Annotated in this window: 9 protein-coding genes and 1 tRNA gene; 3 read left to right on the top strand and 7 right to left on the bottom strand. The window is 68.4% G+C overall.

Annotation, left to right across the window (positions count from 1 at the left end; all coding sequences use genetic code 11):
* Positions 1 to 280: 280 nt before the first annotated feature.
* Complete coding sequence (locus AB6732_RS02990) at positions 281 to 2,302, top strand: TPM domain-containing protein (RefSeq protein WP_370958170.1); 2,022 nt, start codon at positions 281 to 283, stop codon at positions 2,300 to 2,302.
* Between the two features lie 117 nt (positions 2,303 to 2,419).
* Positions 2,420 to 3,229 carry a PspA/IM30 family protein gene (locus tag AB6732_RS02985; protein ID WP_370958168.1) on the top strand — a complete coding sequence of 270 codons (810 nt, stop codon included), beginning with the start codon at positions 2,420 to 2,422 and terminating at the stop codon, positions 3,227 to 3,229.
* A 132-nt stretch (positions 3,230 to 3,361) separates the two neighbouring features.
* On the opposite strand, the gene AB6732_RS02980 is transcribed toward AB6732_RS02985, so the two are convergent.
* From AB6732_RS02980 to AB6732_RS02965, 4 genes are all read right to left on the bottom strand, one after another.
* Positions 3,362 to 3,895 (bottom strand): GNAT family N-acetyltransferase, encoded by a 534-nt coding sequence (locus AB6732_RS02980; protein ID WP_370958166.1) that lies wholly within the window; start codon positions 3,893 to 3,895, stop codon positions 3,362 to 3,364.
* Positions 3,896 to 4,063: 168 nt separating this feature from the next.
* A tRNA-Met gene (locus AB6732_RS02975) sits at positions 4,064 to 4,137 on the bottom strand.
* A 102-nt stretch (positions 4,138 to 4,239) separates the two neighbouring features.
* Positions 4,240 to 7,227: a UPF0182 family protein gene (locus AB6732_RS02970; protein WP_370958164.1), complete on the bottom strand. Its 2,988-nt coding sequence runs from the start codon at positions 7,225 to 7,227 to the stop codon at positions 4,240 to 4,242.
* Positions 7,228 to 7,459: 232 nt separating this feature from the next.
* Complete coding sequence (locus AB6732_RS02965; protein WP_370958162.1) at positions 7,460 to 8,590, bottom strand: PDZ domain-containing protein; 1,131 nt, start codon at positions 8,588 to 8,590, stop codon at positions 7,460 to 7,462.
* A 168-nt stretch (positions 8,591 to 8,758) separates the two neighbouring features.
* On the opposite strand from AB6732_RS02965, the gene AB6732_RS02960 reads away from it, so the two are divergent.
* On the top strand, positions 8,759 to 10,213 hold the full coding sequence (locus AB6732_RS02960) for a zinc-dependent metalloprotease (RefSeq protein ID WP_370958160.1): 1,455 nt from the start codon (positions 8,759 to 8,761) through the stop codon (positions 10,211 to 10,213).
* An 87-nt stretch (positions 10,214 to 10,300) separates the two neighbouring features.
* Here the strand turns inward: AB6732_RS02960 and AB6732_RS02955 are convergent, their stop codons facing one another.
* From AB6732_RS02955 to nudC, 3 genes are all read right to left on the bottom strand, one after another.
* Positions 10,301 to 10,864: a M48 family metallopeptidase gene (locus tag AB6732_RS02955; RefSeq protein WP_370958158.1), complete on the bottom strand. Its 564-nt coding sequence runs from the start codon at positions 10,862 to 10,864 to the stop codon at positions 10,301 to 10,303.
* The gene (locus AB6732_RS02950) at positions 10,861 to 12,996 is read right to left on the bottom strand and encodes an ATP-dependent DNA helicase UvrD2 (protein WP_370958156.1); all 2,136 of its coding nucleotides are present in this window, start codon (positions 12,994 to 12,996) and stop codon (positions 10,861 to 10,863) included. Before AB6732_RS02950 ends, AB6732_RS02955 begins: the two co-directional genes overlap by 4 nt.
* A 285-nt stretch (positions 12,997 to 13,281) precedes the next feature.
* Positions 13,282 to 14,337: an NAD(+) diphosphatase gene (nudC, locus tag AB6732_RS02945; protein WP_370958154.1), complete on the bottom strand. Its 1,056-nt coding sequence runs from the start codon at positions 14,335 to 14,337 to the stop codon at positions 13,282 to 13,284.
* Positions 14,338 to 14,422: the final 85 nt, after the last annotated feature.

Below are 14,422 nucleotides of genomic sequence, written 5' to 3'. Positions count from 1 at the left end.
CTGCCTTTCAGATTCGTCTTCTGGCTTCCACTATCCATAAGGAGTCTGAGCGGACTGAAAGCACTGGCTGACTGTTTGCTGAAAGCCTAGACGGCACGGGTGACCGGCCGGGGAACCTTTTCGCCACGGGCGGAGTTCCTTTGATGGACGCCCCTTTCGGGGCATGCCTAGAATCAAGGAAATGCCACAGCGGCCAACGGCTGAGCAGTACGGCTGGGGGACGTTCATGACAGCGGGTCCGACTACGCCAGCGGGTCCCGTGACTGCTGAAAGGTAGCGGATGCGCACCCTGTTGAAACAGGCCAGGACGATTCTCGCCGTGGGGCTGGGCCTCTCGGCCTCCCTCCTCCTCGGCACCACCGCCGCGCAGGCGGCCGACCCGGTGACCATCGGTCCGGGTCAGAACATCGTGGATCCAGGTAACAAGCTGGACCACGGCAAGGTGCAGTCCGCCATCAGCAAGCTGTACAAGGACCAGAAGATCAACCTCTACGTCGTGGTGGTGGACACCTTCACGAACCCTTCGGCCCCGACCGACTGGGCCAACGCCGTGGCCAAGAAGAAGAGCTTCGGTTCCAAAGACCTGCTGTACGTGGTGGCCTCCTCCGAAGGCAAGGCCAATCTGACCCGTGGCCCGAAGAGCCCCATCAGCAATGACCAGCGCGGCAAGATCAGCGACGCCGCCACCGCCCAGCTCGCCCAAGGCAAGCTGGACTTCACCGCGGCTGCGGTCGCCGTCGCCGATCAGACGGACAAGGAACTCTCCGGCCCCGGCGCCACGCCCTTCCTCGTCGGCGGCGCCGTCGTGGTCGTCGGCGGCGCGGGCGCCTTCTGGCTGATCCGCCGACGTCGTCAGGCCGCGCAGGCCGCCGGCGTCGAGAACGCCCCCACCGAGCAGGACCGTCTCGACCGCATGAGCATCGAGCAGCTGCGGGCCGAAAGCGGCCCTCTCCTGATCGCGGCCGACGACGCCATCAAGTCGAGCGAGCAGGAACTCGGCTTCGCGGAGGCACAGTTCGGCACGGACGCGGTGAAGGAGTTCGCCGCGGCCGTGCAGCAGGCCAAGGCCCAGCTCAGCGAGTCGTTCAAGTTCCAGCAGCAGCTGGACGACCACATCCCGGACACCCCGGAGCAGCAGCGCACCTGGCTGACTCAGATCATCGGCTACTCCGAGGCGGCCATCGCCTCCCTCAAGGATCAGCAGGCTTCCTTCGACTCGCTGCGTGAGCTCGAGAAGAACGCCCCGCAGGCCGTGGTCCGCATCAAGTCCGACGCGGGCGCTGCCAGCCAGGCCATCCAGGACGCCGAGCAGAAACTCGAGGGTCTCCGCCAGGGCTACGCCCCGACGGCCCTCGCACAGGTCCAGGACAACATCGCGCAGGCACGGGAGCGTCTCGACTTCGTCGGCAACGCCGTGAGCACCGCCGAGCAACGCCTGCAGGCCGGCGACGGCGGTCAGGCCGCCGTCGCGGTCCGCGCCGCGGAAGGGTCCCTGGGACAGGCGCAGAAGCTGGTGGAAGCCATCTCCTCCGTGGACCAGAACCTGGCGCAGGCCAAGACCTCGTTGGAGGCCGCCGTCTCCCAGGCCGCACAGGACCTGGCCCAGGCGAAGGCCTATGCCCAGACCGGTCAGCATCCGGAACTGAACGGGCCCGTGGCGGGCGTCGAGGCCGCACTGGCCGGAATCAAGGCCCGCTACCAGGACGGCCACCTCGACCCCGTCGCGGACCTGCAGGCCCTGTCCAACTCCACGAGCGCTCTGGACCAGGTCCTCACGGGCGTGCGGGATCAGCAGGAGCAGGCTCAGCGGGCGCGCGCGTCGCTGCAGCAGAGCATCGTCACGGCCCAGTCGCAGATCAGCGCCACGAGCGACTACGTCGCGGCCCGCCGCGGCGGCGTCGGAACCGAGGCCCGCACGCGTCTGGCCGAGGCCCAGCGCAACCTCGATTACGCGATCTCCATCTCCCAGAGTGATCCGGTGCAGGCCCTCAACTACGCCAACCAGGCCAACGCCCTGGCCGGACAGGCCGCGCAACTGGCCCAGTCCGATGTGGACCAGTTCGGCATGAACCAGCGTGGCTACGGTGGCGGCGGCATGTTCGGCGGAGGCAACGGCAACGGGCTGGGAGGCGCGATCCTCGGCGGCCTCCTGATCAACTCCATCCTCAACAGCGGGAACCACCACGACTCCGGCGGGGGCTGGGGCGGAGGCTTCGGTGGCGGCGACTCCGGCGGAGGCTGGGGTGGAGGCGATTCCGGCGGGGGCTGGGGCGGCGACTCAGGCGGCGATTCCAGCTTCTGACCCTGTCAGACCAGACCTTCCGACTTCAAACACTTTCAGACCCACATCACCCACGCGTCCATGACCACGCCGGCGGCGGCCGCCTTCGGCATCACGGGCCACACGAAAGGTAACACCATGGCAAAGCAGTCCATTTTCGGTCGCATCGCGCAGCTGGCCAAGGCGAACATCAACGCGCTGCTCGATTCCGCCGAAGACCCGCAGAAGATGCTGGACCAGATGGTCCGCGACTACACCAACAACATCGCGGAAGCTGAGTCGGCCGTGGCTCAGACCATCGGCAACCTGCGCATGCTGGAGCAGGACCACGCCGAAGACGTCCGCAACGCCCAGGACTGGGGCAACAAGGCCCTCGCGGCATCGCGCAAGGCTGATGAGTACCGCACCGCCGGCAATGCCGCCGACGCCCAGAAGTTCGACAATCTGGCCAAGGTCGCCATCCAGCGCCAGATGAGCTCCGAGAGCGAAGCCCGTGCGGCCGAGCCGAACATCGCGTCGCAGACCGAGGTGGTGGACCGCCTCAAGACCGGCCTGGACCAGATGCGCGGCAAGCTCAATGAGCTGACCTCCAAGCGCAACGAACTCGTGGCACGTGCGAAGACGGCGCAGGCCCAGACTCAGGTCAACGACGCTCTCCGCAGCATCGACATCATGGATCCCACCAGCGAGGTCGGCCGCTTCGAGCAGAAGATCCGCCGCGAAGAGGCCAAGGTCCTCGGTCAGCAGGAACTCGCCGCGTCGAGCCTGGACGCCCAGTTCAACCAGCTCGAGGACCTCGGCGAGCAGACCGAGATCGAAGCCCGCCTGGCCGCTCTGAAGTCCGGCGGCAGCCCTGCCGCGATCTCCGGCACCCCGGCCGCGCCTGCAGCCGCCAAGCCGCTGGCCGGCGCCGGCACCGTGAACGAAGAGGACTTCGACCGCCTCTGAGGTTCACCGTCTCCTGACGGAGTCTGAACGGCTGCGCCCTTCAGCAGAAGAGCCCCCGGACCTTCGTGGTCCGGGGGCTCTTCTGTTCGCTCTCGACGCCGGCGCCTGCCCGGGGGCGTCGGCGCCAGGGGGTCAGTCCTCGTTCAGCCGCTGGAACAGCCGATGGTCCTGCCACCGGTCCCGGATCCTCAGATACCGGGGCGCTGTGCCGAATTCGGTGAAACCGTTCTTGAGGAGAACCCGTTGGGACGCCTCATTGTGCAGCAGCGTGCCCGCCTCCAGCCGGTGCAGTCCCAGCTCTTCGAAACCGTGCTCCACGGCCTCTCCGACGGCCCTGCCGGCCAAGCCGCGGCCGGTCCGCCCGGCGGCGACCCAGTAGCCCAGGCTGCCCGATTCGAAGGCGCCCCGCACGATGTTGTTGATGTTCAGCCGGCCGGCCACGGCGCCGTCGTCGTCCAGGATGACGAAGGGCGCCCGTGTCCCCTGGGCCAATGCCTCCAGCGCCCCGCGGATCTCCGCGCGCTGGCCCTCCTCCGTGAAGAAGAACTCGGGCCGCACGGGCTCCCAGGGCGCCAGGTGTTCCCGGCTCTCCCGGAGCAGGGCGGCGACGGCGGGGGCGTCGTTCAGGGTGATCGGGCGCAGGGCGTGGGGGCGCAGGGTGGTCATCAGCTCATCCTGGTCGGCGCCGGGCCGGACGGCAAGCGGGCAGCTCCCAGCCAGGGGTTGAGCTTGCACTTTCTCGGGGCTCCGGCGGCAGAGCCCCGAGAAAGTGCAAGCTCAACCGGTGCCAGGGCATGAAAAAGGGCCGGAACCCATGGTTCCGGCCCTTGCCAGTTGCGGGGACAGGATTTGAACCTGTGACCTCTGGGTTATGAGCCCAGCGAGCTACCGAACTGCTCCACCCCGCGTCGCATGAACTACTCTACCGGCTGATGAACCGCAGACCAAATCGAGGTGACGTGATCAGCGCCTCACCTGCCGCGACACGCGACGCGGGGCGGGCTTCCGGGCTACTTCCCCGGGCTGGCCGAGGGGCTCGACGACGGCGACGGGCTGGGCGTCGCCCCGCCCTGAGCGCCCTCGGCGGCCAGAGCCCGGTTCAGCGCGTCCTGCAGCTTCTTCTGCTGCTCGCCGTAGGCCGCGAAGTCGCCGTTCTTCAGAGCCGTCTGGCCTGCGTCGATCGCCTTCTTCGCGTCGTCCAAGGCCGCCTTCAGCCCCGGCGCGGGAGCAGTTCCGCCGCCGTTGCCTCCGGTGTTGCCCGAGGCCGAGCCGGAACCTGTGCCACCGGAGCCGCCGTTGTTGTTGGCGGCGTCGCCGGCCTTGGTGCCCGAGTTGCCGCCGAACAGCTGATCGAGCGCCGCATCCAGCGTCGGGGCGAACCCGACCTGGTCGCCGAACGCCACCAGCACGCGCTGCAGCGTGGGGTAGGCGGTGCTGCCGGTGGACTTCAGGTAGACCGGCTGCACGTAGAGCAGACCGCCGCCCATCGGCACCGTGAGCAGGTTGCCGCTCACCACGGAGGAGGCGCCCTGCCGCAGCAGGTTCAGCTCTCGGGAGACGTTCGGATCCGAGTCGAACTTGTTCTGAGCCTGCCCGGGACCCGGCACCAGCGTGTCGGTCGGCAGCTTGAGGAGCTCGAGCTGGCCGTACTGGGGATCCTTGACGCCGGTCTTGTCGCCGGCGTCGCCGTTGGCGGCCAGGAAGCCGTACAGCACGTTGCGGGCGTTGCCGCCCACGGTCTGCGGGATGAAGGTGCTCGTGAGGCGGAACGCCGTGCTGGACTCGCCCGGCATCTGCAGGGACATGTAGTACGGCGGCTGCTTCACGGGAGTGACGTCATTGCCCTTGACGGTCGGATCGTTCGGCACGCTCCACGCGTCGTTGTTCTGGTAGAAGCCGTCGGCATTGGTCACGTGGTACCGGCCGAGCAGTTCACGCTGGACCTTGAAGAGATCCTCCGGGTAACGGACGTGGCTGATCAGATCGCCGGACATCTCGGAGAGCGGCTTCACCGTGCTGGGGAAGACCTTCTGCCAGGCCTTGAGGATCGGATCCTGATCGTCCCAGGCGTACAGCGAGACGGAGCCGTCATAGGCGTCCACCGTGGCCTTGACCGAGTTGCGGATGTAGTTCACCGACTCGCCGGGCAGTGCCGAGAGGCGGCCAGCAGCGGTCTGCGAATCACGGGTGGCGGTGTCCAGCTCCTGCGACTGCGAGTAGGGCAGATCGCTGCTGGTCGTGTATCCGTCCACGATCCACTTCACGCGGCCATCCACGACGGCAGGGTACGCGTTGCCGTCGATGGTCAGGTACGGGGCGACCTTCTCCACGCGCTGACGCGGGTTCCGGTCGTACAGGATCTGGGAGTCCGCGTTCACGCCGTCGGAGAGCAGCAGATCGGAGGACTGGAACTTGATCGCATACAGCAGCTTGTTCAGCGGGTTGCCCACGTTCGGGCCGCCGTTGCCGGTGAAGGTGTACTGGGTCTCGCCCTTGTCCTTGCTGGCCGGGCGGTCCTGCTCACGGTGCGGGGAGCCGTCGGGGGCGCCCACGATCGAGTACTCCGGCGAGTTCTCACCGAAGTAGATCCGTGGCTGGTACTTGCTGTCGTCACCGAACATGCCGTTGCTCGGGATGCCCGCCTGCAGGAAGTCCGGTTTGCCGTCCGACGTGAACTTGTTGCCCTTGGCCGCCACGACGCCGTAGCCGTGCGTGTAGACGATGTGCTTGTTGTACCAGGACTGCTGGTTCGCGTTCAGGCCGTCCGGGTTCAGCTCACGCAAGGCGATCACCGTGTCCTGGACCTTGCCGTTGACCTTGTAGCGGTCCACGTTCAGCGTTTCAGGGAACTGGTAGTACGGGCGGTACTGCTCGAGCTGCTCGAACGACGCCGACACCAGGTTCGGGTCCAGCAGACGGATGCTGGCCGCGGTCTCCGCGTCACCACGCAGGGCGCCCTGCGCCGCCGTCGTGGTCGCCTTGTAGTCCTTGACCGCGATCTTGTCGAGGCCGTACGCGGCGCGGGTGGCGTCGATGTTCCGCTGGATGAACTCCTTCTCCAGGGTCTGCTCCGAGGGGCGGACCTGGAATTGCTGGATGACCCACGGGTACAGGCCGCCCGCGAGGAGGGAGGTGATGATCAGCATGGCGGTGCCGATGACGGGCAGACGCCACTTGCCGATGACCGCGGCCACGATGAAGAGCACGGCCACGATCGCGGCGGCGACGGCCAGGATCGAGCGGGTGGGCACCACGGCGTTCACGTCGGTGTAGAGGGCGCCGGCCCAGCGTCCGACGTTGGGGTTCTGCACGGTGGTGTAGCGGCCGAGCCAGTAGTTGGCGGCCAGCAGGAGGAGGAAGACGGCGATCGTGATGCCGAGCTGCAGACGAGCGGCGTGGCTGAAGAACACACCGCGCGGCTGGATCCGGATGGCGCCGTAGAGGTAGTGCGTCAGCAGGCCCGCGAGTCCCGCCACGGCCACGATGCTCATGAGCAGAGACAGCAGGAAGCCCAGGAACGGCAGCGAGAAGACGTAGAAACCCAGGTCGAGGTTGAACTGGGGGTCGGTCCGGCCGAACGACTCCTGGTTGAAGAAGAGCAGGACCTTCGGCCACTGCCCCATCGCCGCGGTGCCCGCGAAGAGACCGAGGACCGCCGGAAGGCCGATCATCACGGCCCTGCGCACTGGCTCCAGCTGTGCCTGGTAGCGGCCCAGATTGTCCTGGGCGGCCTGATCGGGCGCATAGACGGGGCGGGCCCGGTAGGCCACCCGGATGGAGAAGTAGACGGCCAGTCCCATGAGCAGGAACACGGCCAGGAAGACTCCGATCCGCGCCAGGTTCTGGGTCACGAAGACCCCGATGAACCCGAGCTGCTGGTACCAGAGGACATCGGTCCAGACATTGGCGAAGAAGACGAAGCCGGCCACGAGTGCGGCCACCACGATGAGTGTTGGCACGAAGGCTCCGCGTCGCCTGCGGGGCCCGGGGGCTGACATGGGATGGGGTGTTCCTGACACGCTCAGTACCTCGATGGAAGTTTCGCTGCGGTGATGGACGGGGGACCCGTCACACCTGTTCCACGAACGGATCAGCCGTGAGGTTCCCCGCCTTCAGCCTAACTCCCCCACCCCTTCCCCTGTCCGGGCGGTTCGCGCCCGCCCGGCCGGATGACGTGGCACGACGCATTGGAGTGGGCCGGAAGCCACCCGGCCACGCGCCGTCGGAGGCTCAGCCTGCCGTGCAGTGCGGCAGGGCGGCGAGGTCACCACCCTTGGCGTACGTCTCCACCGCGGTGCGGGCGTCCGAGACCGTTCCCACCTTCACGACCTCCAGCCCGTCCGGAATGTGGCCCACCACTTCATCGCAGTTGGCCGCCGGGGCCAGGAAGAGGCCTGCGCCGGCCGAGCGGGCGCCGTGCATCTTCTGGGCGATGCCGCCGATCGGACCCACCTGGCCGTCCGGGGTGATGGTGCCGGTGCCGGCGATGTGCTTGCCACCCGTCAGATCGCCCGGGGTCAGTGAGTCGATGAGACCGAGGGTGAACATGAGGCCGGCGCTCGGACCACCCACCTGGTCCAGCTGGTACTGGACCTTGAACGGGAACTCGAAGGAGAAGGCGAGCCCGATTCCCATGAGGTATCGGCCGTCGTCGCCCTTCACCGGGGCGAAGCGGACGGTCGGCTTGTCGCTCCCGCGCTGCACCTGGACGGCCACCTCATTGCCGTTCGACGCGGCGAGCGCGTCACGGACGGCGGTCATCGAGGTGGAGGGCTTCCCGTTGATGCTCAGGAGGACGTCGCCGTCCTTCAGCTTGCCCTCGGCCGGAGAGTTCTGGGTGAAGCCGCCCACCGTGAGCTTCTGCTGGAACGGGATCTTCAGCGCACCCAGGGCCGCCGCGGTGGCGTTCTCCTGGGAGCTGGTCATGGCCTGGGCGTTCTCCTTCTGGTTCTGCTCCTTGGTGACGCCCTTGGGGAAGATCTGTTCCTCGTCGTAGACCGCCTTGGACGGATCGAGGAACGCCTGGATCAGCTCGAAACCCGTCACTTTGCCGCCCGGGCCGCCCGAGACGTACACGGTGGTGAGGTCGAGGTCGCCCTGGGCCGGGAAGCTCTCGTGCCCGGTGATCTGGATGACCTTCTTGTCCTCGACGGTGCCGATCGTGTTGTACGTCGGGCCCGGGGACTCGATCACGTACGGCAGCGGCACGAGCGAGCCGAACGCGAGCACCACGAAGAACAGCCCCCAGAGCACGGCGCCCAGCGGGAAACGACGACGGCGCCGCCCTCCTGGCGTGCCCTCCGGCGGGGCCGGCGTCGAATAGGGCTGCGCCGGCGGGGTCGCCGGGAACTGCTCGCTCATGGTTTCCTTCCGGATCAACGGTGCTCACTCAAGGGTAGGTGGCGAAACTGGGTGTCCCCCGCCGTCGGACTGTGCTTTGCCCTCAGCGAAACCGCCATCTGCACCGGCGACATGGGCACCCGGCCAGAGGTACCGTGAAGTAAAAGGCCCAGGAAAGATCGGTGGACCATGAGCAACGAGCCCAACACGAACAACCCCGGCGAGGATCCCCAGGACCAGTTCCAGGAGATGCTGCGGCGACTCATGGGAGGTGCTGCGCCGGAGGGCTTCGACGTCCAGGAGTTCGCCAAGGCGAGTGGTCTGCCGGATGACCCCCAGTTCCTGGCCTCCATGTTCCAGCAGGTGCAGGCGATGCTCTCCTCCAGCTCCGAGGGCCCGGTGAACTGGAAGCTGGCTCACGACACCGCCCGGAACGTCGCCGCGCAGTCGAGCGACCCGACCCCCAGCTCCGTCCAGCAGCGCGACGTCGATCAGACCCTCCGCCTCGCGGACATGTGGCTCAACAAGGTCACCGATTTCCCCGAGCCGAACATCATCGGCAAGGCCTGGTCCCGGGCCGAGTGGGTCGAAGCCACCATGCCGACCTGGCGCCGCCTGACGGAGCCTGTGGCCAACAGTGTCGCCAAGGCCCTTACCGACGCCATGACGCAGAACCTGCCCGAAGAACTCAAGTTGCAGGGCCTCGGCGGCATGATGGGCGGGGCCGGCTCCATGCTCCAAAACATGGGCGGCGCCATCTTCGCGATGCAGCTGGGCCAGGCGATCGGTTCGCTGGCCACCGAAGTGGTGGGCTCCACCGAGATCGGCATCCCGCTGGCGGACCTGGAGATGGCCCTGCTGCCCACGAACGTCGCGGCGTTCGGCGAAGGCCTGGAGATCCCTGCCGAGGACGTCCGGATCTATCTCGGCGTCCGCGAAGCCGCCCACGCCCGCCTCTTCACCTCCGTGCCGTGGCTGCGCGGTTACGTCCTGGGAGCCATCGAGGACTACGCACGCGGCATCCACATCGACGTCTCGCGCATCCAGGACCTGGCGCAGGACGTCGACCCGTCCAACCCCGAGTCCCTGCAGGCCGCGCTCCAGGAAGGCGTGTTCATGCCGGAGCGGACCCCTGCCCAGCAGGCCGCGCTCGACAAATTGGAGACCGCGCTCGCCCTCATCGAGGGCTGGGTCGACGAAGTGACCACGGAAGCGCTCGAGGGCGTGCTGAGCACCGCCCCGGCACTGCGGGAGACGGTCCGCCGTCGGCGCGCCACGGGCGGTCCCGCCGAGCACGCGTTCTCCTCGCTCGTGGGCCTGGAGCTCCGGCCGCGCCGCCTCCGTGAGGCCGCCGCCCTCTGGGCCGCGCTGAAGGAGGAACGCGGGACCGAGGGCCGCGACGCCGTGTGGAAGCACCCCGACCTCATCCCGACCACCGAGGATCTCAACGACCCCCAGGGCTTCGGCGCACGCCGTCAGCTGGCCGAGGCGAGCGACGCCGAGGTGGACGACGCGATCGAGAAGCTGCTCTCCGGAGGCTTCGACGAGCCGGCGGAGGGGTCCTCCTCCGAGGAGTCTGCGGACGGACCGGCCGAAGGCTCCGGCGAGGGGTCGTCCGACGAGGACGGCAAGCCCGGCGCCTGAGTCGCTGAAAGCTTGTGTGCTCAGTTGTTGCGGATGATCCGCCGGATGACCCGCAACAACTGAGCACACAAGCTCACCGGGCCGTCGTCAGTCCTCGGTGAGGCCTCTCGACTGGGCATACGCGACGCCCGAGAGGAACGCTTTCGCCTTCTCCAGATCGGGGTAAGCGGAACACAGTTTCCAGAAGTCCGGGCCGTGCCCCGCCACGAGCAAGTGCGTCAGTTCGTGCACCAGGACGTAGTCGACCACCCAGTCGGGCATGCCCTGGAGCTTGTCGGAAAGCCTGATGGAACGGTCCGCGGGAGTGGCGGATCCCCATCGCGAATTCTGGTTGCTGACCCAGCGGACGCTGCTCGGCCGAGACTGACCGCCTAGGTACCGCTGGGACAGGAGCCGGGCGCGCTCGGCGAGCTCGTCGTCGTTCCGGCCTGCTGCCTTGCCGGACGCTTCCCTCGACTGGAGGCGGAACAGCATCTTCTGCACCCATTCGTCCTCCTGAGCGTGGGTGAAGCGCGCCGGGATGGCGACGACGACGGTCCCGCCCTCCCAGAACGCGCTCACGGTCCGCTTGCGGCGGGCCGAGCGGCGCACCACCACGGGGGTGCCGTCCGGTGCGAACCGGGGCTGCTCCGCTTGGCCCGCACGGCTCATTGAGCCGCCACCACCTTCAGCACGGCCTCTCCGTACTTCTCGAGTTTGCGCTGCCCCACGCCGGAGAGCACCGCGAGCGCCTCCATGGTCTCCGGCTTCTCCTCCGCGATCAGGGTGAGGGTGGCGTCGGTGAAGACCACGTAAGCCGGGACGTCCGCCGACGACGCCTCCGCCTTGCGCCACTCGCGCAGCGCCTCGAACAGCTTCTCGTCCAGCGACGGCGGGCAGTCGGAGCAGCGTCCGACCTTCCGTTCCGGGCCGGTGGTGAGCTGCGTGCCGCACACCTTGCACTGGGTCGCGACGGCCTTGACGCGGTTCTTGCGGAGCCGCGCCGCGGATTCTCGCACCGTGGCGCCGTTGCCGCCGGGCCGCAGCGCGTCGAGGAACCGGGAGGGCTTCCGGTGAGCCCGGCCGCCCGGGGTGCGCGCCGTGGACCAGGTGAAGCAGAGGTCGGTCCGCGCACGCGTGATGCCGACGTAAAGCAGGCGGCGCTCCTCATCCACGTCGGACGGGGTCTCGGCGAAGGAGATCGGCATGAGTCCCTCGCTCATGCCCACCAGGAACACGGCGTCCCATTCGAGGCCCTTGGCTGAGTGGAGCGAGGCGAGGGTGACGCCCTGCACTGTCGGGGCGTGCTGGGCCGTGGCCCGCTCCTGGAGTTCCGTCACGAAGTCGAGCAGGGAGAACTCCTCCCCGCGGCTGGACGCCAGGTCCTGCGCCAGATTGACCAGGGCCGCGAGGGATTCCCAGCGCTCCCGGACGGCGCCGCCGCCCACCGGCGCCTCGGCCGTGTAGCCCAGGCTCGACAGCACATCAGCCACGGTTCCGGCCACGGAGGCGCCGCGGGTCGAATCCGCCCGTGACGCGGCGCGCAGCTGGAGCATGCCTTCGCGCACTTCACGGCGCTGGAAGAACCGTTCCCCGCCACGGAGCTGATACGGGATGTCCCGGGCGGACAGGGCCTGTTCGAAGGCCTCGGACTGCCCGTTGGTACGGAACAGCACGGCGATCTGTGCCGCCGGGGTCCCGGCGGCGATGAGCGTCGCGATGCGTTCGGCCACGACCGCGGACTCCGCCTCGTCGTCAGGGCACTCGATGAACACGGGTTCGGCCGCGTGCGGGCGCTGAGCGACGAGTTCCAGGGGTTTCGCCCAGACCTTCTCGGCCTCCGGGCCACCCGAGGGGCGGCTGTGCAGGAGGGTGTTCGCGAGCTTCACGACTTCCGGAGTCGAGCGGTAGTCCCGGATCAGGCGCACCACCTGTGCCTGCGGGTAGGTCTTCGGGAAGTCGAGGAGATGCCGCGGCGTCGCGCCCGTGAAGGAGTAGATGGTCTGGCTGGCATCACCCACGACGCACAGTTCCTCACGGCCGCCCAGCCAGAGCTGGAGGAGCCGTTCCTGAAGCGGGGAGACGTCCTGGTACTCGTCCACCACGAAGTGCCGGTACTGGTCGCGGACCGTCGCGGCCACCTTGGGATCCTCTTCCAGGATGCCCACCGTGATGAGCAGGACGTCCTCGAAGTCGATGATGTTGCGGTCCGTCTTCACCTCTTCGTACGCCTCGAAGATGCGCGCGACGGCGGGCAGCTCCAGACCGCCCGGCTCGCCACGGCCCTGCGCGCGGGCGAGGTAATTGGCCGGAGTCAGCATGGACACCTTGGCCCACTCGATCTCGGCGGCGATGTCCCTCACCGCTGCCCGGTCCACCGTCAGGCGCAGTCTGCGGGCCGATTCGGCGATGAGACCGGCTTTATGGTCCAGGAGCTGTGGGACCGAGCCGCCGATCGCCTGCGGCCAGAAGTACTGGAGCTGGCGGAGCGCCGCCGCGTGGAAGGTGCGCGCCTGCACAGCGGGAACACCGAGATCCCGCAGCCGGCTGCGCATCTCCGCGGCAGCGCGTGCCGTGAACGTCACGGCGAGCAGACGCTGCGGGGTGTACACCCCGGAGTGGACGCCGTAGGCGATGCGATGCGTGATGGCGCGCGTCTTACCGGTCCCGGCGCCGGCCAGGACACACAGCGGCCCGGTCAGCGTGGTCGCGACCGCTCGCTGTTCCGCGTCCAGTCCTCCGAGAATCCGTTCCTCGAGGCTGCTGCCATTCTCCACGTCCAGGGTGGTTGCTCCTTCAGTCACTGCGGCGCCTGAAGCGCCGTGTCATGCGTGGTCTAGCGGGTGGTGATGCTGTCGGTCACGCGGTGCGGTGCGCCGTGTGGTGTCGGGGGGCGGGGCGCCGGTGTGTGCCGGCGTGTGGTTCCGGTGTGTGGTTCCGGTGTGCGGTTCCGGTGAGCGCCGGCGGCGTTCCACCCTTCCGGTCCTGCTGGATCCGCCTCGGTGCTGCGGCCGGGTCGATGGGCGCCCCCCAGTTGCCTGAGCACCGGTCGTCAGAACCACAGGTGCCGGGGACCGCCGCCTGCCGGTTCAGGTCCGCACGCTCACCGGCGGCGCCGGAGGTTCCAGCACTTCACCGCCGTACCAATGTTCGATCAGATTCCTGGCGATCGACAAACGGCTCGGGATGATCACCGTGCCCGCCAGGACGGCCTCCTGCAGCTCCTCACGGGTGAACCAGCGGGCGTGAGTCACCTCGACACCGTCCGGCCGGGCATCGCTGTTCCGAGTCCGCGCGGTGAATCCCAGCATGAGGGAAGCGGGGAAAGGCCAGGACTGTGATCCAAGGTACTGAACCGCGTCCACTTCGACCGCGACCTCCTCCCCCAGCTCGCGGACGACCGCCTGCTCCAGGGATTCCCCCGGGTCGACGAAGCCCGCCAGGACCGAATGACCTTTGCCGTCCGCCGGTCCGCCTCCACCCAGCAGGATCCGGCCGTCCGGTCCGACCACACTGACGATGATCGCCGGATCCATCCGCGGGAAGATCTCCACGTTCTCGCGGGGACAGCGCCGCACCCAGCCGCTCTGCTCGATCTCGGTCGGCGTTCCGCAGCGGGGACAGAACCCGTGGCCCTCGTGCCACGCCGCGATCGCCTGTGCTTCGATGAACAGCTCCGACTCCAGATCGGAGAGCCACGCGCCGCTCTCGCGGTAGCCACGCCACACGGTTCCCGCGGGAAGTGCGGGACTGTCCGCGGCGAGCGGTTCGCTCAGGACGAGGGCGACGACGGCGGTGCCCGCCGGCAGCGGACCGTCGCCGGGCGCGGGGGCCGGGTCGGCGTCGTCGTCGTGCGGCGGGAGCACACGGCCCAGGTGGATCTCCTGCAGAACCCGGACCGGACCCAGGGATTCGACCTCGGCGGGCGAGAGGAAGATGAGACGCTGCGTGTCCTCGCCGGACAGCACCGGGGTGCTGCGCTGGGCCAGAAGAAGGTACCGCGTGGCGGGGTCTTCGCGGAGCGCGGCCAGGGCCCCAGCGCCGGCCCGTTCCCCCGAAACGCGGTCCATGAGGGCCGGGGGCGTCCCGAGAACCGTTGGTGAGAGCAGACCTGCGGAAGTGGTGGAAAGCCCTGGGGAATGCATGTCTCAACCGTACCCACTGCCCTCCGGGATTGGCGACTCGCCGCCCGTGCTGGGGACAGTCGGGGACACACCCCTCTACGGTGGA

Source organism: Arthrobacter sp. RCC_34 (assembly GCF_041360795.1).
GTDB lineage: Bacteria > Actinomycetota > Actinomycetes > Actinomycetales > Micrococcaceae > Arthrobacter_E.
Note: the sequence above shows the minus strand (reverse complement) of the source record. Positions and strands in the feature narration are given on the sequence as shown.